The sequence below is a fragment of the Xanthomonas sp. XNM01 genome (assembly GCF_014851915.1).
GTDB lineage: Bacteria > Pseudomonadota > Gammaproteobacteria > Xanthomonadales > Xanthomonadaceae > Pseudoxanthomonas.
Map to the genome: position 1 here is coordinate 349,979 of NZ_JACVAP010000004.1, position 23,350 is coordinate 373,328.

Genomic DNA, 23,350 nt, shown 5'->3' on the forward strand with positions numbered 1-23,350 from the left:
CGGCGCGGGCATCGGCAGAGCAGGCGTCGCGCAGGTAGCAGGCAGGTGGCTGACGTGCATGGTGCGACCCGGCTGGTCCGTCGCCACGACGTGCGCCACCCGCCGGTGGATTCACGCCCGCGCGACCGGGCAAGGCGCCAAGTGGGCGTCCCTGTCCCTGGAGCGAGCACGATGGCGACCCCCGACGAACTGGAAAAGAAGTTCTGGAAGGCCCTGAAATCCGACATGACCGTGATGCTGGGGGTGGACGGCCTGGAAGGCGGCCACACCCGGCCGATGACCGCCCAGCTCGAACATGACGAACACGGGCCGATCTGGTTCTTCACCTCCACCGACAACGCCCTGCTGAAGTCGGTGACCACGCCGCAGCGTGCCACCGCGGCCTTCGCGGCCAAGGGGCATGGGCTGTTCGCGAGCATCGGCGGCGTGCTGCAGGCCGACACCGACCGCGCGGTGGTCGAGCGCCTCTGGAACCCCTTCGTCGCCGCCTGGTACGAGGGCAAGGACGATCCGAAACTGGCCCTGCTGCGCCTCGATCCCGACCAGGGCGAGGTGTGGTTGAACGAGAACAACCTGCTGGCCGGGGTGAAGATGCTGATGGGCATCGACCCGAAGAAGGATTACCGCGACAAGGTGGCCAAGGTCGATCTGGACTAGGGCGGAGTGCGGGCCGGGTCGGGCGGTGTGGAATCTCGCCTGGCCCGGCTTACGCCATCGCCGCGGGGGACTGCACGAGGGCGCGTGCGCCGCGCATGCCGCGGGCGATGACGGACCCGGCTCACGGCGGAGCATGCGGTTTTCGGGGGTGGCGGCGTTGACGCGTCCGCGTCAGTGCCGCGACCGCCCTGGCGGACGCTGGTGCGGTGGAGCGCCGGCCGCCGCATCCGCAGGGCAGGCGCCGCGCGGATCGGCATCGTGCTGCACCAGCGCCAGCGCCGCATGCCAGGCACGGTCCCGCGACAGACCGTTCTCGGAGACGCGCGGCGCCACGTCGCAGTCCGGCAGCACGCCGCGCCCGGCAATGGCGGCATCCCAGTCGAAGCGGAAGCGCAGCAGCGGCATGCCGAGGGTCACGCCGCTGTGCGGCAGGGTCACGTCCCAGCTGTAACCGCTGGTGTTGCCCTCGTAGGTGCCGCCGGTCTCCTCGCCGACGAACACGCCACGCCCGACATGGCGCAGCATCGCCGCCAGTTCGGCGCCGCCGGAGAACGTGCGGCCGCCGATGAGGATGGCCAGGCGGCCCGTGTAGACCGGCGCGGCGCGCTCCCAGTGGCTCATCAGGCCTTCGGGCGGCAGGTTGCGGCGGCCCAGGCGGCCGTCCGCAAGCGGCTGCTGGAACGCCATCTCCTCCGCGTCGAACACTTCGTGCGTGAGCGTGGTGCCGGCCGGACTCGTCACCGACAGCATCCGTCCGCGCGCCTCGACCGAGCGATAGCGCTGCAGCGGCTCGGCGACCAAGTGGGAGTAGAGGATGGCCTCGTTCGGCTCGGAACCGCCGCCGTTCTCGCGCAGGTCCAGGATCAGCCGGTCCGCGCCGCCCTCGTGGATCTCCTCGAACAGGCGCTGGATCACCGCCCGGAAGCTGGTGCCGGCTTCACGGTAGATGCGGTTGGAGAAGGTGGACACCTCGAGGTAGGCAATGCCGGGTGCGACCCACTCCAGCGTGGCGATCCTGCGCGCGCGCCCGGGTGCGGGCGGCCGCTCGCGCATCGGGTGCGGGGACAGCCGGGCCTGGCCGGAGCGGCCGTCGGGCGTGCGGTAGCGCAGCGCGAAGCCGGTCTCGTCGCCACGGATGCGATGGCGCAGCACGGCGTAGCAGCGGCCGGGGCACTCGCGCATCGTCCCGGTGAGGATGTCGCCGTCGCGGGCGGACAGCGACGCCAGCTCGTCCAGCAGGGCATCGGCCGGCTCGCCATTGATCGACTCCACCCGGCTGCCGACCGGAACCGCCCGCGCATCGCCATGCGTGCCGCTGACGAAGATGCCTTTGCCGCTCCAGTGCAGGTCCAGCGGCAGCAGCCGTGCATGCGCGCGCTGCCAGTCGCGTGCGGCGTCGCTTGGGGCTACGTCCAGATGTCCTTCGCGGACGTGGGCCATCAGCCTGGCCACGGCCACGTAGACGTCCATGGCATCGTCGGACGCCGCCGCATCCTGCAGTGCGCGCGTCCTGGCTGCCTCCCAGCCGCCGGGCGGCTGATGCCAGTGGAGGTCCGGCAGCGCGGCCTCGGCCACGTCGATGGCCAGCTGCACGTCGTCGCGTGCCTGTGCGGGCGAGAGCGTCGGGCCGTCCCCGGTGGCGCCGTCCACCGCGGTGGCATGGCCGGGCAGCACGGTGCCAAGTACCAGCACGGTCAGCAGCAGGCGGGGCGGCAGGATCATGGTCACGATGCGTCGCCGATGGGACGCAGACGATACCGCAGGCACGCTCCCGCCCCGTGCTCCGGCACAGCGCATGCGTTCATCGCCGCCGGATCAGGGTCTGGGTGCGAAGCGCAGCGCATGGTCCGGATCGACCCGGTCGACGCGCGTCACCATCTCCATGGCGTACGCCTCGGCGCTGCCACGGGTTCTGAAGAAGGTCTGTTCGAACCGGTGGGTGACGCGCCGCCCGCCGCGCTCGACCGTGATGACGCCGAACCAGAAGTCATGGGCCTCGCCTTTCATCGCGCTGGCGGTCAGGGCGAACCCGTCGATGCTGCGTTTCATGGGCGACCACACGCGGTGGCACCGCGTCGTTGCCGGCTTTCGTGGAGGAGCATGGTGGACTCTGCGGGTCTTCCGCTTCTGGAGAATCGCGGCAGGAGGACACACTGCCGGCCTCTGAACGGAAACCTGATGCCGGGTGTCCGGCAGGTCATCGAGCAGGGAACCACTGTACACGCTTTGGCCATGGCGCATGCGTCGGCACCGTGCGCCGCCACGTCCTGGACGCGCCCTGAGCTTTCGTGCACTCGCCGCGGCGATGGCGACGGGTGCGAAGGTCAGAAGTAGAAGCCGACGTTGAGGTTGAAGCGCGAATGCCAGCGTGCGCGGTCGCCATCGTCGATCGCGATGCCGTTGCCGCCGGCGAACCACATGTTCCTGCCGGCGATCCAGTCCATGTAGGTCAGCATGGGGCCCTTCTGCAGGCTGCAGCCGCTGACGTTCTGCCAGGACTCGCGGACACCCGGGCCGGCATGCACCGGCGCGGTCATGCTCAGGTTGTTGTAGCAGGTGACATCGTCCAGCCAGCCGCGCTTGCCGAACGAGTAGGCCACGTTGGCGGTCGGCACGTCGGCTTCGGCCGCGATCTCGAACGGCGCCAGGAAGGCCGACATCGCGATGCGTTCGCCGGGCACGTCGTACCGGTAGCGGGCCCACTGCAGCTGGGTGGTCCAGCCGCCTTGCGTCCACTGGGCGTGCAGCGCGGCGCCGTGGTGGCCGTGGCGACGGCGGCTGCCGACGTCGAGCACGTGGCCGGAGAACGCGGACCCGCCGAGCAGCAGGGTGCCGCCGGCCCAGTCGCTGCTGCGCTCGTAGCGCAGGTGGACCCTGTCCTGCTCGCGGTAGGGATGCTCCGGCGTCTGCGCCACGTCGAACGAGTAGCGCGCGCTGCGGGCACCGTCGCCGTACTCGTCACCGGAGAACCAGCCCAAGTGCACGGTGTGCCCGTCGCGGCCGTGGCTGAGCACCACGCCCGGGTCGTAGTCGTCCTCGATGCCCAGGTAGTAGCCCGAGCCGAACCAGAAACTGTGCGAGGCGGTGGGCAGCAGTCCGAACGGCACCTGCTGGATGCCGGCCTTCAGCACCAGCGCGTCGGTCGCGTTCCAGCCGACGTAGGCGTGGTGCACCGCGTCGAACCCGTCGTACCAGCGGTGCTGGGCCGACACGAACAGCGGCCCGGTGCCGGCGTCGAGGTCCACGCGCAGCAGCTCCAGGTCCAGCCCCTGGGTGGGGCCGTAGTCCAGCCAGCCGTAGTTGAAGCGCACCGCGCCACCGAGGTCGAAATGCGGAGCGGCCGACGAGCCGTCCGCAGCCTGCGCATGGCCCGGCATCCACCAGGCGGCGGCCAGCATGGCCAGGAGTCGGGCTGCGGTCTTCATCGTCGTCCTGTCATCGGGCGGTCGTGGCGGGCGCGCACTATAGCGGCTCGCGCCGGCGCCGACATGAGGCCGCGGCGCGGGGCTAAAGAAGCTGCGCGCAACGCAGATACCGCTCGCCAAGCGGACCTGCGTCGGTCGGGCCGCTGCCCCTCTCCTGCGAGTAGCCCCATGCGCGTTTCCCTGTTCCGCCGCGACAGCGTCGCCGGCCGTCTGATGATCGGTACCGGCCTGCTGGCGCTGGTGTGTTTTGGCCTGACCGCGGCGATCAGCTACTGGCGCAGCAGCGGTGCGCTGCTCGAGTCGTCGCAGACCGTGCTGCGCGAGGTGGCGCACCACGAGGCCAGCGAGATCTCCAGCGAGATCGAGCTGGCGTTCGACACCGGCGCGGTCCTGGCCAACACCCTGCGCGTGCAGCACGGCAAGCCCGGTTTCAGCCGCGAAGCGGTCGCCGCGGTGCTGCATGAGCAGCTGCGCGTGCAGCCGGGCTGGCTGGGCATCAGCACCCTGTGGGAGCCGGACGCGTTCGACGGCCAGGACGCGGAGTTCGTCGGCGCCGACGGCCACGATGGCACCGGCCGCTTCATGGTGTACTGGTCGCGCCAGAACGGCGAGCTGGTGCGCGAACCGATGCACAGCTACGACGTGCCGGGCGAGGGCGACTGGTACCTGAAAGGCCGCGGCACGCACGCGCCGGTGGTCATCGAGCCCTACTACTACCCGGTGGCCGGGGTCGACACCCTGATGACCACGCTGAGCACGCCGATCATGGACGGCGAGCGGTTCCTGGGCGTGGTCAACGTGACCATCGCGCTCGGTGCGCTGCAGGAGCGCATCGCCGCGCTGCGCCCGCTCGATGTCGGGCAGGCCACGCTGCTGTCGCCGCTCGGCGCGGTCATGGCCAGCGCCGACGCCGCCGAGGTCGGCAAGGTCCGCGACGATGCGGACACCGCGCGCGTGCTGGCGGCGATGAAGGAAGACAGGACGGTCAGCGACGAGGCCGACATCGGTGGCACCCGCTCGCTGCGCGTGTTCGTGCCGCTGCGCCTGGGCGATGCGCCGGAGGTGTTCGCGCTGGGCGTCACCGTGCCCAAGCGCCACGTCATGGCCCAGGCGCGCGCGCTGCTGCTGGTGATCGCGGTGGTCGGCCCGCTGTCGGCGGTGCTGCTGAGCGCGGCGCTGCACGTGCTGCTGCGGCGGCAGGTGCTGGCGCCGCTGGCCGAGGCGGTGCGGGTGTCGGCCGCCGTGTCCTCGGGCCGGCTGGACAGCCGGATCGAACCGCGGCGCATGGACGAGATGGGCCAGCTGCTGCAGTCGATGGGCACGATGCAGGGCCAGCTGCGTGCGGTGATGGAGGCGCAGGACCAGATGGCCCAGCGCCACGACGCCGGCGAGATGAGCTACCGGATGGACGCCTCGCGCTTCCCCGGCGAGTACGGCCGCATGGTCGCCGGCACCAATGCGCTGGTGGCCGCGCACGTGCAGGTGCAGCGCCAGCTGGTGGAGGTGATGTCGCGCTACGCCGTCGGCGACATGGGCGCGGACATGCAGGCGCTGCCGGGCGAGAAGGCCGCGATCAGCGATGCGATGGCGGTGACCAAGCGCAACCTGCAGGCGATCAACGCGCAGATCCTGGCGCTGGCCCAGGCCGCCGCGGCCGGCAACTTCAGCCTGCGCGGCGATGCGCAGGCCTTCGACCACGACTTCCGCGGCATGGTGCAGGGCCTGAACACCCTGATGCAGACCACCGACGCCAACCTGGCCGAGCTGTCGCGGCTGCTGCGTGCGATCGCGGCGGGCGACCTCACCGCGCGCATGTCCGGCGAGTTCCACGGCGTGTTCGCGCAGATGCGCACCGACGCCGACGCCACCGTCGAGCAGCTGACCGCCATCGTCGGCCGCATCCAGCACAGCACCGGCGCGATCAACGAGGCCGCCGCAGAAATCGCTGCAGGCAACGACGACCTGTCGCGCCGCACCGAGCAGCAGGCCGCCAACCTGGAGGAGACCGCCGCCTCGATGGAGGAGCTGACCTCCACCGTGCGCCAGAACGCCGAGCACGCGCAGAAGGCCAACACGCTGGTCCAGGCCACCTCCAGCGTCGCCCGCCAGGGCGGCGAGGTGGTGGCGCAGGTGGTCGAGACAATGGCCGGCATCGAAGGCTCCTCGCGCCGGATCAGCGAGATCATCTCGGTGATCGACGGGATCGCCTTCCAGACCAACATCCTGGCGTTGAACGCGGCGGTGGAGGCCGCGCGCGCCGGCGAGCAGGGCCGCGGCTTCGCGGTGGTCGCCAGTGAGGTGCGCTCGCTCGCGCAGCGCTCGGCCGATGCCGCCCGAGAGATCAAGGGCCTGATCGAGACATCGGTGGACCAGGTCGAGCAGGGCGCGGTGATGGTGCGCCGGGCCGGCAGCACGATGGAGGAGGTCGTGTCCTCGGTGCAGCAGGTCACCGAGATCATGGCCGAGATCTCGGCGGCGTCGCAGGAGCAGAGCGCCGGCATCGACCAGGTCAGCCAGACGGTGATCCAGATGGACGAAACCACCCAGCAGAACGCCGCGCTGGTGGAGGAGGCCAACGCCGCCGCGCGTTCGATGGAGAGCCAGGCGCAGGCGCTGCAGGAAGCGGTGGCGATCTTCCGCCTGCGCGACGCACGCGGCTGACGCGGCCGGCCATGGGCGGACGCCGGAGCGGCGTCCGCCTGGGCGATCAGCGCGACCGGACGCGGATGTCCGGATCCAGCCGCGCCGCGACGATGTGCGGCCGCAGCGCCGTCACGCCGCCAGCAGGGTCCGCCATGCCTCGCGGCGGCCGGCGTCGTCGGTCGACGCGATGAGCCGGGTCAGCGCGGCATTGCGGGTGGACGCCAACGCGTCCGCGGCCGGTGCGGGCCAGGCCCGGGCGCGCGCCGGTCGCCTCCCGGTGTCCGCCGGTCACCGGACCGACCAGCTCCCCGTAGGGGGGCGGCACCGAAGCGCTCGCCGGTGCGCAGCCCGCGCGATGGCGGCGCGTCGCCGCCGCCGGCGGTGAAGCGGCACCGCAGCCTGGCCCGGATCAGCGCGACTCGGCCAGCGCCGCCTGCACGCGCGTGGCCAGCTCGTCCACGGTGAACGGCTTGCCGATCAGGTGCACGTCGGAGCTGAGCACGCCGTCCTGGACCAGCGCATTGCGGCTGTTGCCGGTGGCGAACAGCACGCGCAGCTCCGGGCGCCGCCGGCAGGCCTCGTCGGCCAGCTGGCGTCCGTTGACCTCGGGCATCACCACGTCGGTGAACAGCAGCGCGATGTCCGGATGCAGGTCCAGCAGCGGCAGCGCGCTGGCCGCGCCGTCGGCGGCCAGTACCCGGTAGCCCAGTTCGGTCAGCGCGTCGATGGAGAACTGGCGCACCGCCGCGTCGTCGTCCACCACCAGGATCAGCTCCTGGGCTCCGCCCGCGGGCGACGCGGCGCGGCCGTCGGGCGAGGCGTCCGCCGCGATGCTGGCGACCAGGCGCGGCAGATACACCTTCACCGTGGTGCCCTGGCCGGGCGCGGAGTGGATGCGGACGTGGCCGGAGGTCTGTTTGACGAAGCCGTACACCTGCGACAGGCCCAGCCCGGTGCCCTGGCCGACCTTCTTGGTGGTGAAGAACGGTTCGAACGCCTTGGCCACCACCTCCGGCGTCATGCCGCTGCCGGTGTCCGAGGCGCTGATCAGCACGTACTGGCCTGCCGGCACGCCGGCGTGGTCGCCCGGGGCGGGTGCGGCGACCTCGCAGTTGGCCGTCTGCACGGTGAGCCGGCCGCCGCCGGGCATCGCGTCGCGCGCATTGACCGCCAGGTTGAGGATCACGTTCTCGAGCTGGTTGGGATCGGCATAGGTGCACCACAGGCCGGCGGCCAGCGCGGTCTCCAGGCGGACGCTGCCGCCGAGCGAATGCACCAGCAGGTCGGACATGCCGGCGACCAGGCGGTTGGCGTCCACCGGCACCGGCTGCAGCGGCTGCTGGCGCGAGAACGCGAGCAGGCGCTGGGTCAGCTGCGCGGCGCGGCGGGCGCCGTCGATGGCCATGTCGATGTAGCGCGTCATGCGCGGATCGCCATCGCCCATGCGCGCGGCGATCAGGTCGAGCGGGCCGATCACGGTGGCCAGCATGTTGTTGAAGTCGTGCGCGATGCCGCCGGTCAGCTGGCCCACCGCTTCCATCTTCTGGCTCTGCCGCAGCGCTTCCTCCACGCGGGTGCGCTCGGCGACCTCCTCCAGGACGCGGCTTTCCAGGCGCTCGTTGAGGTCCTTCAGGCGCGCGTCGGCGGCCTTGCGCGCGGTGATGTCGATCACCACGCCGACCACGCGGATGCAGCGGTCGCCGTCGAACACGCCGCGGCCCTTGGCGGCCACCCAGCGCACGATGCCGTCCTCGGCGCCGATGGTCCGGTACTCGACGTCGTAGAGCGCGCGGCGCGCGGGGTCGGCGGCCGCCTCGAACGCGGCGCGGGTCGGTTCCAGGTCGTCCGGGTGCAGGCCGGCGTAGAAGTCCGGCAGCCCGACCTCGACCTGCGGCGAGATGCCGAACATCGCCTTGGTCCGCGGCGGCCAGATCAGCTGGTCGTGCACCAGGTCCACGTCCCAGAAGCCCATGTCGCCGGCCTCGGTGGCCAGGCGCAGGCGTTCCTCGCTTTCGGCCAGCGCGGCCTCGGCGGTCTTGCGTCCGGTCAGGTCCAGCATCGCGCCGATCATGCGCACCGGCTCGCCGGCGCCGCCGCGCAGGACGGTGCCGCGGTCGAGCACCGAGGCGTAGCTGCCATCGGCGCGACGGAAGCGGTACTCGCCGCTCCAGGCGGTCCGGTCGCCATCGATCACCGCGTGGATCGTGGTGTCGATGCGCTCGCGGTCGTCGGGATGGATGTGGTCGATCCACCACTGCGCGCAGGTTTCGGTCCTGTCGTGGCCGAACAGCGTGGCCAGCGCCTCGTTCCAGATCACCTGGCCGTCGGCGATGCGCCAGTCCCAGATGGCGTCGTTGGTGGCGCGCGCGGCCAGCCGGTAGCGCTCCTCGATCTCCAGGTGGCGGGCCTCGGCGGCCTTGCGGTCGGTGATGTCCAGCGAGGTGCCGACCAGGCCGACCACGGTGCCGTCGGCGTCGCGCAGCGGCGCCTTGGTCGACAGCCACCAGGCGCGACGGCCGTCGGGGAAGCTCACCTCCTCCTCGAGCTGTTCGGTGCGGCCGCTGGACATGATCCGCTCGTCGGTGGCCATCACCGCCGCCGCCTGCGCCGTGTCCGCGAGCAGTTCGGCATCGGTGCGGCCGATGTACTCCTCCGGCGGCAGGCCGATCAGTTCGGTCGCGCCGCGGTTGCCGATCAGGATCCGGCCCTGGCGGTCCTTGGCGTAGACCACGCCCGGCGCGGCCTCGACGAAGGACCGCAGCAGGGTCTGTGCCTGGTCGCGCTCGGCCTCGATCCGCCGGCGCTCGTCGATGTTGATGACCACGCCGGGAAAGCGCACCGCCCGCCCGTCGGCGTCCTGGTCGACCCGGCCGATCGCCTCGAACCAGCGATAGCCCTCGGCGGCGCCGGCGCGGAACTGGTGCGTGTAGCGGCCCCTGCGGGCGACCGCGTCGGCGACCGCCTCGGTGAGGCCGGGCTGGTCCTCCGGATGCACCGACGCCACCACCTGGGCCAGGCTCAGGCTGTCGCGCGGCAGCGACGGATCCAGGCCGAACGCCTGGGCGAGCGCATCGTCCACGGTCAGGCGGTCGTGCACGAGGTCCCACGACCAGGTGCCGACGATGGCGCCGGCGGCCAGCGCCAGCTTGACCCGCTCGGTGTCGCCCACGCCGCGGCCGGCTTCCGGGTGCAGCGTGCTCATGCGCGCTCCCCGCAGGCGACGGGCGCAGCCGGGAGGAGGACGTGGGAGCGGGGCGTCATTCTGGGCATCGGAAGCACGGTCAGGACTGCGGGCAGCGAATTCGGGGGCGGCCGCGTCGACGCCGCGCCCCGGGACGGCGCATGCGTTGTGCGGCGCAGGCCCAGGCGGCATCCTCCGCGAGCGGGCCGGCGCCGACAAGGGTCGCCGGCGCCAAGTGGGCCGGGGCCGCCGTACAGGCGGCGTGATCCCGGCCCATCCACGCCGCCGGCAGCGGCCACGCAGGCGATACCTTCACGGACGGAGGCAACCCCATGAGCAGCGCGATGCATCCACGCCGGCGACCGGACGTGCCGTTGTCCGCCGTCCGCCGTCCGACAGCGAGGGATGCCCCGGCGGTCCGGTCCGCACCTGGTCCCGCAACGGCCACCGCAGCGGCCGGGCATGCAGCGCATGCCGGGCGCAGCGCGCCGCGCCCGCGCCGCTTCTTCCTCCACTGCGCACCCGGGCGCCTGCCCGTGGTGCTCGCCGCCTGTGTGTTCCTCATGCCGAGCTTCCTGTCGCCCCTGTTCGCCGCGCGTCGCGATGCCGGGTTCCCGCGCCTGTCCGAAAACGTCGCCGGCACTGTGCGGCAGGAAGTGCGCAAGGTCCTGCACGGGCCGCTCGACGGCCTGTTCGCGGTCCCCGAGCAGCGGCAGGTGATCGCCGTGGCCGGCGGCTATCTTTGGCGGTTCGATGCCGACGGCGTGCTGCTCGACACCCTGTGGGCGCCCGGCGACATGCACCGGATGGGCCTGGCCTTCGGCCGGGACGCCTACAACGACTGGATCTTCAGCGGCGAGCAGGCCTTCAAGCCCTACGCGCCGACCGTGGACGGCAACGCGCTGTCGCCGGAGGCGCTGCATGCGATGTTCGACGCCGCCCGCGCGGTGTCCTTCGACCACGACCATGCGCAGGCCTGGGCGCTGCTCTGGGACGGGCAGCGTGCGTGGAAGGTGGACCTCACCCGGCACCGCGACAAGGTGCATCGCGGCGCCTGCGGCGACCGCCCCCGGCCGCAGCGCCGGCCGGACTGGCTGGACAGCTGCATGGACGGCTACACCCGGACGCCGCCGCTGCGCGAGCTCGCGCCCGAGAGTTTCGCCCGCGATGTCGACGACACGCTGCCGCCGCGGCTGCAGGTGGTCGACTTCGATCGCCGCCACTTCCACCTGGAGGAGGGCATCGCCGGCCAGCTGCTCGGTGCGACCGTCGGGGTCGCGCTCAAGGTGGCCTGGGACACGCCGGGCCGGCTGCCCCGTCGCCTCTGGTTCGGCGATGCGCACGTGCAGCTGCAGGTCCGCGACGAGACGCTGCAATTCAAGGTGTTCGTGCCGCGCGAAGAAGACGGGTACGGCTTCCGCCACACGCTGCGCTGGTGGGAGCCGGCCACGCTGATGGCCGATGCCAGCCCGTGGTTCGACATGCGCATGCGTGGCGAGATGCACTACCCGGGCGAGGAAGCGCTGCTGCGTCACTACGTGGACGACATCGGCCTGTACGTGGTGCGGCCGGTGCCGGATGGCCCTGCCGGCGAGGCGGCCACGCCGGGCTGGCGGCCGGTGTTCGAAGGCCCGGGCACGCGCGGCAAGGCGGTGGTCGGCTCCGTGGAGCTGGCGTCGGGAGCACGCGCGCACCGCTGGCTGCGGGCACCGGAGCCGGCGCGCCGCTTCGAGGGCGACCCGCCACGGGTCCCGGTGGACGGGGTCTGGCCGCCGCTGCAGGCGTTGCCGGTGGCGATGACGGTGGAGTGGGGCAGCCCGTTCGATGCCGATGCGTACACCGTCGTGAGGATCGAGCTGCCACCGGAGGCCACGCGTGCCGCGTTCGCCGCGCTGGCGGGCGCGACGGCGCCGCTGGAACTGGTGCTGCAGGCGCCCGACCTGTTCGGTGCCACCGGCACGATGCAGCTGCTGCTGCGCGGCGACGGGCGCAGCGTCGCGCTGCCCGGCGCACGTCTGACCCACCTGACCCGCCCGCTGTTCCAGCAGCGGTGGAAGCAGGGCGACCCCACCCGCCTGGCCCAGCTCGGCAAGAGCGCGGACGCCGCCCGTACCGGGGATGCCGCCGCGCTGCGGATGTTCCTGCAGCAGGCGCAGGCGATGGTCGACGAAAGCGCGCATGTCGCCAGCCGCGCCGCGGGGGTGACCGCCGCCTACGCCGACCTGCTGATCGCCTTCAACACGGCCGGCGACGCCGCGTCGTCCGGCCTGCTGGTCCGTCACTATCTGGAGCAGGTGCACGCGCTGACCTCGGTGCACACCGCCGATCCGAGCCTGCGCTACAACGTCGGCGTGATCGCCAGCCAGACCCTGGCCTTCGCGCTGCACCGCGCCGATGCGCAGGATCTGCTGCAGGCGACGATGACCACGCTGATCAGCGCGCAGTTCGACCCGGCCGAACAGACCAACGCCACCCTGCTCTACAACCTGGCCTGTTACCACGCCAGCCGCGGGGATCGGACACGCATGCTGGAGCATGTCGCGGCGGCCCACCGGCTGGGCAAGCCGACGGCCCAGTTCCTGCGCGACACCGACTTCCAGCCGTACTGGACGGACGCGGCGTTCCACCAGGCCATCGGTGCGGACCGCGACAGGTGAGCGGGAGCCGGCAGCCCGCGGCATCCCGATCGAACCCGCACGGGCCGGCCGCGCCGCGCACCATCGCACGCACACGCGGGCAGCGCCGCATGCCGTCGACGGCTGCACGCCGCGATGACGCCTGGCGGGCCAGGCTTGCCGCATGACGACGAAAGAAGACATCGACACGCAGCTGGACCTGCTGGAGCAGCGGCTGCAGCAGCTGGTCGCCAAGGTGCCGCGCGAGGAGGTGCTGGACGCGTTCGCGCTGGACGCGCAGGTGCTGACCCAGGCGCCGCCGGTGGAGTACATCGCCTACATCGTCGGCCGGATCGAGCGGATGCTGGCCGAGGCGGGCGTGGTGCCGCTGGAGCGCGGCAAGGACTGAGCGCGGTACGGCGCCGCCCGGCGCGCGCCGGGCCATCGTTCAGGGCGTGAACGCGATCCGGTCGCGCTCGATGCCGGCCACCCGCGCGATCATCAGCCTGGCATGCGAATGCGCGGCCAGCTCGGTGCGGAAGAACGCGCGATCCAGCGTGTGCACGAACGCGCGGCCTTCGCCCCGTACCGTGATGGTGCCGTACCAGTAGTTGTGCGCGTCACCCTGCAGCGCGCCCGGCCGCAGGGTGTAGCTGCCAATGTTGCGGCCCATGGATGCGCATGAGGTCCGTCATACGTGAGCGGCCAGCATACCTGCCGGTGCCGTGGAGCCCGTGTTCACGGCGGCGGTCACGCCGGCGCGATCGTCACCCAGGTGGGTGCGTGGTCGCTGGCCTTGTCCTGCAGCCGCACCGCGCGGTCCACGCCGGCATCGCGCAGGCGCGGGGCCAGCACCGGATTGAGCAGGAGGTGGTCGATGCGCAGCCCGCGGTCGCGTTCGGCATGCTGGCGGAAGTAGTCCCAGAAGGTGTAGATCCGCGCGTCGCCATGCACCTGGCGCAGCGCATCGGTCCAGCCCTGCGCGAGCAGCCGCGCATACGCGGCGCGCACCTCGGGCTGGATCAGCGCATCGCGGCGCCACGCCTTCGCGTCGTAGACGTCGACGTCGGTCGGAATGATGTTGAAGTCGCCCAGCACCGCCACCGGATGCGGCAATGCCACCAGCGTGTGCAGGTGCGCCTCCAGCTGCCGCATCCAGGCAAGCTTGTGATCGAACTTCGGCCCTGGCTGCGGATTGCCGTTGGGCAGGTAGACACTGGCCACCACGATGCCGTGGATGGCCGCCTCGATGTAGCGGCTCTGCCGGTCCCGCGCGTCGCCAGGCAGGCCGCGCCGGCTTTCGAGCGGCATCGTTTCGCGCCCGAGCAGGGCGACGCCGTTCCAGCGGTGCTCGCCCTGCCAGATCGCGCCATAGCCGGCGCGCTCCAGCTCGGCGGCCGGGAAGGCGGCATCGACCGCCTTGAGTTCCTGCAGCGCGACGATGTCCGGCCTGGCCTGCTCCAGCCAGGCCAGCAGCTGCGGCAGACGCGTGCCGATGCCGTTGACGTTGAACGTGGCCAGGGTCAGCCGTCCGCGCCGGGCCATCACGGCGCCCCTGCGGCGAACAGGTCGTCCTGCTGCGGTGGATACACCAGGTCCGCGCCGCGGGCACGCGCGGCCGGATTGCCCGGGTGCAGCTGCGCCGGGCGCGCATCCATGATGTGGCGGACCGCATGCCCGCGGTGCTGCAGCAGGTCGGCGATGAGGCGCCGATGGCAGCGCCACCATGGCAGCTCGGCGCACATCAGCGCGCTGCGCCGCCGTGCCGCGGCCTCGAGCGCACGCGCCAGACCGTCCTCGAACTCCGCACTGGTCATGTGGTCGGCATAGCCCTGGAAGGCGGCGTTGGTCCAGCCGCCGTTGGGCGAGCCGGGCTGCACGCGCCGGCGGCCGCCGAGCTCGGGCAGCCACAGGTAGTCGATGCCTGCCTGCGGCAGCTGTGTCGCCAGGGTCTCGCCGGCGAACCACGGGTGGCGGCGCGAACCGGGGAAGCGCCGCACGTCGATGATCGCCTCGACCGCGTGTGCGGCGAGCAGGGCCAGGAACGCGTCCCAGCTGCGGGTGGAATGGCCGACCGTCCACAGTGCCGGACGCGCGACGGCGGCCGCGTCGTGGGGCGCGGCCGCCGTCGTCTGTCGCGTGCCGGCACCTGGCATGCCGATGCTTCCCGCGCTTACTTCTTCGCCGTCACGCCGGGCGTCTCGGCGCGCACCAGGAACTGCTGGGTGATCTCGGGCAGATGATCCCGCAACCACTTCGCCATCGCCTCTTCCTGCACCAGGATCTGCTCGCACACGCGCTGCGTCTCGGTGTCGCCCACTGCCTGGGCGGCGGCGATCAGCGCGGTGTAGGAGGCGATCTCCATGTTCTCGAACACGTAGCCAGCCATTGCACCTTTCACGATCTCGTCGCTGGCGGTCATCCCACCCACGGCCTGGCCGAGCGCGGCGACCTTGCCCATCGTGTCCTTGAGCACCGACGGCGAACTGCCGAGCCGGGTGATGCATCCCTCCAGCAGCTGCTGCTGGCCCTGGGTTTCGCGGATGTGCTCCTCGATGCGCATCTTCAGCCGCGGATAGTGCTCGATGCGGGCGGCCTGGCCTTTCAGCATCTGCTCGGCCTGCTGCTCCATCGCGTGGGCGTCGCGCAGCCAGTCGAGCAGGTGTTCGCGTGCGTCGGTCATGGTGATCTCCATCGGTTGGACGTGCGTCGATGGTGGCGGGCGGCGCCGTCAACGCATCGCGACGTCTGCGTGATCGATTGGTTGGGTTTCCACGGGCGCAACGCCCACGGCGCGGCCACATCCACGTATGCCAGGTGAACGCGGGCGCGGTGCCACGCTGTTTTTCACCGTTCCATGCCCGGGCGCAGCGCAGGCTGCACCGCAAGCCCCGTCCTCCGGAGATCCCGGTATGAACACCATCCGCAAATCCGTCGTCATCGCGCTCGCACCCCTGGTCCTGGCCGCGGCCGGCGCACACGCACAGAGCGGGACGCGCTATGGCCCCGAGGACGAGGGACGCCGCTTCAACGATGGCAGCCGGGTCGTCTGCGAGAACGTCGAGGTCCGCCGCAACAGCTCCGACCCGAACCGCATCGGCGGGACCGCCGCCGGTGCCGTCATCGGCGGCCTGGTCGGCAACCAGATCGGCGACGGCCGTGGTCGCGATCTGGCAACGGTGGGCGGCGCGGTCGCCGGTGGCGCGATCGGCCGCAAGGTACAGGGCGATCGCCAGGAAGCGCGGGGCGACCGGATCGTCGAAACGCGCTGCGAGCGCGTCTGGCGCTGACCGCTGGCGGCATCAGCTGGCCGGGACGCCGATGCACCCGGTCGGTCCACTGATCGTCTGATGTGGTGCGGGCAGCGATGGAGCTGCCCGCATCTCGTTTTCGTCCGCCATGCGTTCCGCCGCGGTCTGGATCGTCATCCGTGGTGGTCCAGCGGCGTTGGTCGATGCAGGCCAGGACCTCGCGTTCGCGTTCCGGAGCCGCAGGGCTCGACGTCGCTTGCGTTCCATCCAGTACCATGCGTTCCCCGCAGACGGTCCGGCGCGCGCCGGCGAGGACGAAGGAGCGCTGGTGTCCGAAAACCCCTACCAACCAGGTGCGTCGGTCGCGGCGGACGCGGCCGTACCGCCCCGGATCAGTACGCTGCGGGTGTGGGTGATTCCCGTGCTGGTGGGTGCGCTGGTGCCGCCAGCGGTGATGGTGTCGCTGCTGGCCACGGCGGGGTACGGCGTGATGTCGCTGCTCATCCAGCCGATGCTCTTTCTCATGTCCCTGGTCAGTGCGTCGATTGCGACGCTGGGCCTGCGACCGTTTCCCCGTCTGCACTGGGCGCTGCGTACCGTCGCGGTCGCTGCGATGGCCACCGTGCTGTTCTTCGTGATGACCGCCGTCCTGGCCCGTTACATTCCGAGGAATCCAATCGAGATACGCCTGCCCGACGCGCATCTGCCATCCGCATAACGCGCGGGCACGCGGTCGGGGGAGCCCGGAACAGAAGGGCGCGAAAGACGGAGACCTCGAACGCGCCGGAATGGCACGGGATTGGCAATGAGGCAGGTGTTGCCGGCCACGCGATGCGTGCGCTGGTGTACGCGAGCAGCCAGAGATGGAAACAGGCAGGGATGAACCCGTCGCCGCCGCCGGTGCGGGCGCTCGCGTCGACCGGGCGAGGACACGCCGCAGCGACCGCGGCGGCGGGCTGCACGCCGCGCACCGATTGAGAGGAAGGCGGCCCGCGGCAGCCAGGGGAGAGAGGACCTGGTGTCGCCACGCGCCGCCTTCCGCAGCGCCGCCACTGTGCCATCCGGACATGACACTGCGATGCCAGACGGCGCCCTGGCGTTGGGCGCGCCGGAGTGTGGCGCGCCGGGTGTACCGAAGAGACCGCGCTCCGCGTGCGACCTGCGCACGGAACGGCGCCGGCCGGGCCGCCGTCCCGTGTCACGCGTCCAGCGACCGAATCCGATCCTGTGCATGCCCGTGGCCTCGGCGGCGGCGAGGATGCGGGCAATGCCCTCTTACGTGGCGCTGCTGTCGCTGGGGAGCCGCGGTTCGGGCAGCTTGCCGGCGTGCGTCTGGATCTCGATGCGCAGACGGGCCTGCAGGTCGCCGGTGGCGAGCGGCGTTCCGTTCCAGCTCAACCGGTGGCCGGCATCCAGCCGCAGGGCGATCGGTGGTGGCGGTCTCAGTCGTTCGGGCGGAACCGATGTCGCCTGCGGCAGCAGGACATGGATCGACCCCGTCACCAGCGGCGCGGTCACGATGAAGGCGGTCGGCAGGACCAGCATCACGCCGACAAGCGGGGTGACGTTGATGTCGGCCATCGGTCCGCTGGCGCCAGCGGTATGGAACGCGCTGACGCACTTCCTGCGGCGGGGCCGGCTGCCCCGCCCACCCGACGCCTGGCGGCGCCTGCGCGCATCCGCCTGCCGCGGAGCCGCGCGCGTGCGGAAAAGGCCCATGAGCCGGCCCGGACAGTGTCTGCCCGGACCGTGGTGTCGCTACTGCCATGCCGACGCCGCTGCCCCGCGGGCGCGCGACGACGGGGCCGGCCGTGTCAGACGCCGCCGAAGCCGCGGCTGGACTGCGCCGCCGGACGGACCGGCATGTCGACATCGATGCCGGCACCGACCAGCACCGGGTCGCCATGCGGCGGAGTGACACTGCCATCGTCCTGCGCGGTGCCCGGGGTGGTGGTCGGGCGCCGGCGCTGCCATGCCTTGTAGGCGATGAATCCGAGGGTGCCGACCGCGGCCAGTTTCAAGAGCTGCATGGGGATCTCCCGTGTCGAAAAACCGGGCTCAGGGTGAACCGGAACGGGTGATCCGGGCGTGACCCGCAGGACGAAACGACGTGATGGACGCACGGTGCGCGCGGCCGTGGCGGATGGCGTTCCGGCGTGCCAGGGACACGTGGCGGGAGACGGCGCCAGGCGGTCGCAGAGGTCGTTGCCGGCGCGCTCACCCGCGGACAGCCGCGCGGGATGCGGCGCACGGGCGTGTGGTTCACTCGAGCGTGCCGACGCGCTCCAGCACCGGTGAGGCGGCCATGTCGTTGGGGTTGGTGCCGGGCAGGCCCTGCGGGACGTCCATGCCCATGCCGCGGTAGAGCGCGATCCAGTGGCCGGAGATCTCGCCGGTCTTCGGATTGCGGAAGTTCATCGGCTGCAGGGCGAACACCGTGTGGCTGCGGAAGGCGCGCTCGATGAAGTCCGAGCAGTAGTAGCTGTCCTCGTCCTGCACGTAGCTGTGGTTGTAGGGCCGGCCAAGCATGCGCCGGGCCTGGTCGATGGCAGCGGGGATGGTGCCGCGCCGGATCGGCCGGAGCCGGTAGACGACCACCTGCCGCTGCCTGGCCTGCGCGGCGTCGAGAAACGCGTCGAGCGGCTGCTGGCGCGAGCCCTCGCCGTCGGCGTGCAGGACGACGTGCCGGTCGGTGTCGTAGGCCACCAGCGCAACATGGTCGAAGCTGGGCTGGCCGTCACGGCGCGTCGCATCGTCGATCGCGCCGCTCAGGCCGGTCCGGGCCGCCGTGACGAACAGCAGGTCGCCGTCCTGGACCTCCAGGGCGACAGCCGACAGGGGGAGGCCTGCAATCAGCAGCAGGAGGATCAGCGCGAGCGTGGAGCGTCGGGTGGTCGGCATCATCGGCGGAGAACGGAGAACGGAGAACGGAGAACGGAGAACGGAGAACGGAGAACGGAGAACGGACGCAGCGACAGGCAGCACACCAGGCCGCGTCGAATGGGGCTGGATCCGCGATCGAAGCTGGCGGCTGTCGCCAGTGGCGACCACGACACCCGGCACATGGAACGCCGGCGCGTCGTCAGTGCTTCGCTCCACGCAGCCTGCCGAAGCCCATCACCAGCGCGACCACGATGGCGCCGGCGACGATGCCGACCGCGGCATTGATCAGCATCGGCAGGACCGCGCCGAGCACGCTGCCCACCGAGGGCAGGGCGGCCGCATCGACCGCCGCCTCGTTGATCCACTCGTGCACCGCATGCACGCCATGGGTGAGGATGCCGCCGCCGACCAGGAACATCGCGGCGGTGCCGGCCACCGACAGGAACTTCATCAGCCACGGGGCGAAGGCGAGGATGCCGCGGCCGAACGCACGCGCGGCGCGCGTACCGGCGCCTTCGCCGCTGCGCTCGGTCAGGTGCAGGCCGGCGTCGTCGAGTTTGACGATGCCGGCGACCAGCCCGTACACGCCGACCGTCATCGCGATGGCGACCACGCTCAGCACCAGGATGCGCGTGGTCATCTCGGCATCGGCGACGGTGCCCAGCGTGATCGCGATGATCTCGGCCGACAGGATCAGGTCGGTGCGGACCGCGCCCTTGATCTTGTCGCGTTCCATCGCGACCAGGTCGACCGCCGGGTCGGCCAGCGCCTCGACCCGACGTGCGTGCTGCGCGTCCTTGTCCTCGCCGCGGTGCAGGAAGCGGTGCAGCAGTTTCTCCGCGCCTTCGTAGCAGAGGAACAGGCCGCCGATCATCAGCAGCGGCGTCACCGCCCACGGGATCCAGGCGCTGATCGCCAGCGCCAGCGGCACCAGGATCAGCTTGTTGCGGAACGAGCCCTTGGCCACCGCCCAGACCACCGGCAGTTCGCGGTCGGCCTTCACCCCGGTCACCTGCTGCGCGTTCAGCGCCAGGTCGTCGCCGAGCACGCCGGCGGTTTTCTTCGCGGCGACCTTGGTCATCACCGATACGTCGTCGAGCACGGTGGCGATATCGTCGAGCAGGGCGAGCAGGCTGGAAGCCATGGGAGAACCGGTCGGTGTGGGAGGGTGCGGCGAGCGTACAGCCTCGGCGGGTGATGGCGGTATGGCGACGCTGCGTGTCGGGCGTCAGCGCGGCTGGCCCGCTTCGTACGGAGAGCCGATCACAGCGACCTGCCGCGTCGGCGGGCCCTGCCGACCGGAGCCCGCCGATGATCACCGAAGCCCGGTACGCCGCCGCCACCGCATTGCGTTCGACGAAGACGTCCGCGAGGCGGGCAGACGCAACCGTGACGCCCTGTCCGATCTCCATCAGCAGCGTCCGGATGCGGCGACCGGCAGGCGGGCACCGGCATCGGGCAGGCATCCTGCAGTGGACGGCCTAGGCTGCGCGGTGCGGATCGCGGTCGACGTTCCGCTGGCGTGGCCACAGCCCGCCAGGGGAACGTCGTGCGGCAGCCTCAGCGGAAGCGCCAGCTCACGCCGGCGTACACGCCGAAGCCTTCGCCCGGGGTCGAGCGGGCGACGTCGCGGCCGCCGTCGTCGTAGCCGGGCGTCACCGTGGCCGCGTAGTGGCGGTCGCCGAGATTGCGCAGGTCCAGCCAGGTCTGCCAGCGGCCGCCCGGGGCCTCGTAGCCGGCGCGCGCGCCGAAGATCAGATGACCGTCTGCCCAGGCGCTGTTGGCGTAGTCGACCGCCATCCTGGAGGCGTACTCGGTGCTCAGCCCGGCATGTACGCCGGACGGGTGCGCGTAGCGCAGTTCGGCATGGTAGTAGTGGCGCGGCAGGCCGGGCATGCGGTTGTCGCCGAAGCGCGCGTCGTCGCGGTAGCGGAAATCGCTGAACGTATAGGCCTGGCGCAGCGACAGGCGTTCGCCACCGCGCTGCCACAGCAGGCTGTCCAGCCCGGCCTCCAGCCCGCGGTGCACGGTGGGGCTGGCGTTGGATTCGGCGACGATCAGGTTCGGCAGCGGCTGGAGTTCCACCGTCAGCAGCGCGTGGCGCACGTTGGCCTGGTAGACGGCCAGCTCCCAGCGGCCGAGCGGGCCGTCGCCGCGTGCGCCCAGTTCCAGCGTGGTCGCGGTCTGGTTGTCCAGCGCCACCGGCGCGCGCTGGCGGCCGGTGGACGGGCCGTTGCCGGCCGGGAAGGTCTGGCCCGAGCCCCAGATCATCGACCACGGATGCGGCGTTTCCACCGAGCGGCTGAGGTTGCCGAACAGCTGGGTGGCGGGCGTGAGCTGCCAGTCCAGCCCCAGCCGTGGCGCGTAATCCCACGCGGTGTCGGCGATGCGGTCGCTGTTGGCCGGCCAGGTCACGCGCACGTCGCGCCTGGTCTGCACCACGGCCAGGCCGGTCTGCAGGCGCAGCGTCGTGCTCAGCGACAGCGTGTTGGCCACATGCAGCGTGCTGTCGGTGCCGTGGTGCATGAAATCGCGGGTGTGGGTGCCGGCCGGGTAGCCGTTGTTCGGCCGGCGCAGCGTTTCGCGCACGTCGGCGTCGAGGTCGTGGACGATGCGCAGGCCGACGCGGGTGCTGCTGTCGCGGCCGAACAGCGCATGCCGGCGCTCATAGTCGAGCGTGGCGCCGAGCGAGGCGTAGTCCAGCTGCTGCCGGTACAGGCTTTCGTTGAGGTCCATCGGATAGCGGTGGTAGACCAGCCCGGCCTGCAGGGTGGAATCGGCGTCGAGCTGCAGCGTGGTGCGGTTGCCGATCCAGGTGCTGCCCGGCTGCGGGCGCTGCGCGTCGATCGCCATGCTGGACGGGTTTGCGTCGCGCGGGCTGTTGCGGATCTGCGCGCGGGTCAGGCGGCCGGGGGTCTGGTGGTCGGTCTCGCGGTAGCGCAGGAAGAAGCGCGTTTCCAGATCGGGCGTGAGCTGCCAGCCGATGTTGGCCATCGCGCCGCGGCCGCTGCTGGCGGCATGGCGCTGGTAGCCGTCGTGCTCGACGTCGGTGTAGGCCAGGTAGTAATCGACATCGCCCTGCATGCCGCCGTACGCGGCATGGCGCTTGCGGTAGCCGAAGCTGCCCGCCTCGTAGCGCAGTTCCAGGCCGGCATCGTCGCGGCCGCTGCGGCTCACGTAGTCGATCGCGCCACCCAGTGCCAGCGCGCCGCGCTCGAAGCCGTTGGCCCCGCGCAGCACCTCGGCCCGGCCCAGCCACAGCGGTTCCAGCAGTTCGTAGGGCGTGCCGCCGGAGGCGGTCAGCGGCAGGCCATCCAGACTGACCGACACACCGGACGCATGCGCGCCCGGGCCGCGGTTGATGCCCGAGCCGCGGATCGAGATCTTCGCGCCCTCGTTGCCCGGCGACTGCGCGTGGACGCCCGGCTGCAGCGCCAGCACGTCGGCGTTGCTGCTGAGCCGGCCAGCGCGCACCTGCGCCATGTCGACCACGTTGCCGGCACCGGGCACGTCGGCCAGGGCCCGGCGCGCGGCCTCGACTTCCTCGGAGACAGTGGCGGTGACGTGGACCGCATCCAGGGTGACGGCCTGGCCGGATGGGGCCGCGTGAGCGTGCGTTGCGGCCAGCGTGGCGGCGACGGCCAGCGTCAGCGGGGAGAGGACGGGCGTGGTGCTGCGGAACGGAGAAGCGGTCATCGTCGGCATGGATCGTCTGCGGGCCGTGCGCCGGGCGGGCAGGCGTCGCCACTCCACGTGCAGGCACGCAGGGGCGGCATCGCGACCGGATCGGCGAGGCGGGTGGGGGAGCGCATGGGGCGCGGCGCCGCGGTGCACCCTGTCAACTTTTGTGTAGCTCGTAAAGTTAACAGAGTGTGGGTGCATGCGTCACCACCCTGAACGAGTCGGCAACTGGCGTCGTCTGGGCACCGGGCTGGCTGTGTGCCTGCCCCGCTTTGCCGTGGAAGGCTCGGTCTGACACCTGGGCATGCATCCAGGCATGTAACCGCTTCGGTCACTTGTTGTGGGCCATTCGAGCATCTGGCTAGACTGAGCCCATGAATCTCGACACCAGGCACCCGACCGCCGAGCGTGGTCCGGAAGAGCATGAGATCCGCAGCCAGATCGTGGCCGCGGCGACCGAACATTTCAGCCATTACGGCTACGCCAAGACCACCGTGTCCGATCTGGCCCGGACGATCGGCTTCTCCAAGGCGTACATCTACAAATTCTTCGCCTCCAAGCAGGCGATCGGCGAGGCGATCTGCGCGAACTGCCTGCACGGCATCGAGCAGCAGGTCGCTGCCGTCGTCGAGGCCACCGACAGCCCGCCCGAGCAGTTGCGGCGCATGTTTCGCACTGCCGTCGAGGCCAGCCTCGAACTGTTCAACCAGGACCGCCGTCTGTATGAGATCGCGGCCGCGGCTGCCACCGAGCGCTGGCCGGTGGCACTGACCTATGAAAGCCGTATCCACGCGATGCTGCAGGGCATTCTGGAGCGCGGCCGCGCGAGCGGCGATTTCGAACGCAGGACGCCATTGGACGAGGCATCGAAGGCCGTCCACCTGATCATGCGGCCCTACCTCAATCCGCTGCTGCTCCAGCACAGCCTGGACCACAGCGACGAAGGTCCGGCCCTGCTGTCAGGCCTGATCCTCAGGAGTCTGTCGCCCTAGTTGTGACTATTGACAGTAATGG

At 71.4% G+C, this 23,350-nt stretch carries 19 protein-coding genes and 1 pseudogene; 7 read left to right on the plus strand and 13 right to left on the minus strand.

Annotated elements, in window-relative coordinates; translation table 11 throughout:
* Positions 1 to 171 precede the first annotated feature (171 nt).
* The gene (locus IB242_RS15660; RefSeq protein ID WP_192281548.1) at positions 172 to 657 is read left to right on the plus strand and encodes a pyridoxamine 5'-phosphate oxidase family protein; all 486 of its coding nucleotides are present in this window, start codon (positions 172 to 174) and stop codon (positions 655 to 657) included.
* A 171-nt stretch (positions 658 to 828) separates the two neighbouring features.
* Here the strand turns inward: IB242_RS15660 and IB242_RS15665 are convergent, their stop codons facing one another.
* The 3 genes from IB242_RS15665 to IB242_RS15675 all read right to left on the minus strand — a co-directional run bounded on the left by IB242_RS15665 (position 829) and on the right by IB242_RS15675 (position 4,082).
* Positions 829 to 2,379: a S41 family peptidase gene (locus IB242_RS15665; RefSeq protein ID WP_192281551.1), complete on the minus strand. Its 1,551-nt coding sequence runs from the start codon at positions 2,377 to 2,379 to the stop codon at positions 829 to 831.
* Positions 2,380 to 2,472: 93 nt separating this feature from the next.
* Entirely contained in the window at positions 2,473 to 2,706 is a 234-nt protein-coding gene (locus IB242_RS15670; protein WP_192281555.1) for a hypothetical protein, read from the minus strand.
* 275 nt (positions 2,707 to 2,981) lie between these two features.
* Positions 2,982 to 4,082 carry a hypothetical protein gene (locus IB242_RS15675; RefSeq protein WP_225540714.1) on the minus strand — a complete coding sequence of 367 codons (1,101 nt, stop codon included), beginning with the start codon at positions 4,080 to 4,082 and terminating at the stop codon, positions 2,982 to 2,984.
* A 168-nt stretch (positions 4,083 to 4,250) separates the two neighbouring features.
* Here IB242_RS15675 and IB242_RS20745 point away from each other — a divergent pair, with 168 nt between their 5' ends.
* The gene (locus tag IB242_RS20745; RefSeq protein ID WP_304952519.1) at positions 4,251 to 6,743 is read left to right on the plus strand and encodes a methyl-accepting chemotaxis protein; all 2,493 of its coding nucleotides are present in this window, start codon (positions 4,251 to 4,253) and stop codon (positions 6,741 to 6,743) included.
* Between the two features lie 391 nt (positions 6,744 to 7,134).
* Here IB242_RS20745 and IB242_RS15685 read toward each other — a convergent pair whose 3' ends face one another.
* Complete coding sequence (locus IB242_RS15685; RefSeq protein ID WP_225540716.1) at positions 7,135 to 9,927, minus strand: PAS domain-containing protein; 2,793 nt, start codon at positions 9,925 to 9,927, stop codon at positions 7,135 to 7,137.
* Between the two features lie 542 nt (positions 9,928 to 10,469).
* On the opposite strand from IB242_RS15685, the gene IB242_RS15690 reads away from it, so the two are divergent.
* Both IB242_RS15690 and IB242_RS15695 read left to right on the plus strand, forming a co-directional pair.
* A complete protein-coding gene (locus IB242_RS15690) occupies positions 10,470 to 12,563 on the plus strand; it encodes a hypothetical protein (RefSeq protein WP_192281558.1) in 2,094 nt (697 codons plus the stop codon).
* A 142-nt stretch (positions 12,564 to 12,705) separates the two neighbouring features.
* Complete coding sequence (locus tag IB242_RS15695; protein WP_192281561.1) at positions 12,706 to 12,930, plus strand: hypothetical protein; 225 nt, start codon at positions 12,706 to 12,708, stop codon at positions 12,928 to 12,930.
* A 39-nt stretch (positions 12,931 to 12,969) separates the two neighbouring features.
* Here the strand turns inward: IB242_RS15695 and IB242_RS15700 are convergent, their stop codons facing one another.
* The 4 genes from IB242_RS15700 to IB242_RS15715 form a co-directional block, all read right to left on the minus strand.
* Complete coding sequence (locus IB242_RS15700) at positions 12,970 to 13,194, minus strand: hypothetical protein (protein WP_192281564.1); 225 nt, start codon at positions 13,192 to 13,194, stop codon at positions 12,970 to 12,972.
* A gap of 77 nt (positions 13,195 to 13,271) precedes the next feature.
* The gene (gene xth / locus IB242_RS15705; RefSeq protein WP_192281567.1) at positions 13,272 to 14,066 is read right to left on the minus strand and encodes an exodeoxyribonuclease III; all 795 of its coding nucleotides are present in this window, start codon (positions 14,064 to 14,066) and stop codon (positions 13,272 to 13,274) included.
* Positions 14,066 to 14,677, minus strand: a complete 612-nt coding sequence (locus tag IB242_RS15710; RefSeq protein WP_192281570.1) for a DUF488 domain-containing protein — start codon at positions 14,675 to 14,677, stop codon at positions 14,066 to 14,068. The genes xth and IB242_RS15710 overlap by 1 nt, the downstream gene beginning before the upstream one ends.
* Positions 14,678 to 14,694: 17 nt before the next feature.
* Positions 14,695 to 15,204: a ferritin-like domain-containing protein gene (locus tag IB242_RS15715; RefSeq protein WP_192281573.1), complete on the minus strand. Its 510-nt coding sequence runs from the start codon at positions 15,202 to 15,204 to the stop codon at positions 14,695 to 14,697.
* A 229-nt stretch (positions 15,205 to 15,433) separates the two neighbouring features.
* On the opposite strand from IB242_RS15715, the gene IB242_RS15720 reads away from it, so the two are divergent.
* Together IB242_RS15720 and IB242_RS15725 are read left to right on the plus strand one after the other, a co-directional pair.
* Entirely contained in the window at positions 15,434 to 15,811 is a 378-nt protein-coding gene (locus IB242_RS15720; protein WP_192281576.1) for a glycine zipper 2TM domain-containing protein, read from the plus strand.
* A 109-nt stretch (positions 15,812 to 15,920) separates the two neighbouring features.
* The gene (locus IB242_RS15725; RefSeq protein ID WP_192281579.1) at positions 15,921 to 16,490 is read left to right on the plus strand and encodes a hypothetical protein; all 570 of its coding nucleotides are present in this window, start codon (positions 15,921 to 15,923) and stop codon (positions 16,488 to 16,490) included.
* 560 nt (positions 16,491 to 17,050) lie between these two features.
* On the opposite strand, the pseudogene IB242_RS15730 reads toward IB242_RS15725, so the two are convergent.
* The 5 genes and pseudogenes from IB242_RS15730 to IB242_RS15750 form a co-directional block, all read right to left on the minus strand.
* Positions 17,051 to 17,353, minus strand: a pseudogene (locus IB242_RS15730) (biopolymer transporter ExbD); the annotation flags it as partial.
* Between the two features lie 233 nt (positions 17,354 to 17,586).
* Positions 17,587 to 17,802, minus strand: a complete 216-nt coding sequence (locus IB242_RS15735) for a hypothetical protein (protein WP_192281585.1) — start codon at positions 17,800 to 17,802, stop codon at positions 17,587 to 17,589.
* A gap of 232 nt (positions 17,803 to 18,034) precedes the next feature.
* Positions 18,035 to 18,673, minus strand: coding sequence for a YiiX/YebB-like N1pC/P60 family cysteine hydrolase (locus IB242_RS15740; RefSeq protein WP_192281588.1), 639 nt, complete (start codon positions 18,671 to 18,673; stop codon positions 18,035 to 18,037).
* Positions 18,674 to 18,854: 181 nt separating this feature from the next.
* Positions 18,855 to 19,799, minus strand: a complete 945-nt coding sequence (locus IB242_RS15745; RefSeq protein WP_192281592.1) for a DUF808 domain-containing protein — start codon at positions 19,797 to 19,799, stop codon at positions 18,855 to 18,857.
* A 416-nt stretch (positions 19,800 to 20,215) separates the two neighbouring features.
* Entirely contained in the window at positions 20,216 to 22,351 is a 2,136-nt protein-coding gene (locus IB242_RS15750) for a TonB-dependent receptor (protein WP_192281595.1), read from the minus strand.
* A 359-nt stretch (positions 22,352 to 22,710) separates the two neighbouring features.
* Between IB242_RS15750 and IB242_RS15755 the strand changes: the two genes are divergently transcribed.
* Entirely contained in the window at positions 22,711 to 23,328 is a 618-nt protein-coding gene (locus tag IB242_RS15755; protein ID WP_192281597.1) for a TetR/AcrR family transcriptional regulator, read from the plus strand.
* Positions 23,329 to 23,350 lie beyond the last annotated feature (22 nt).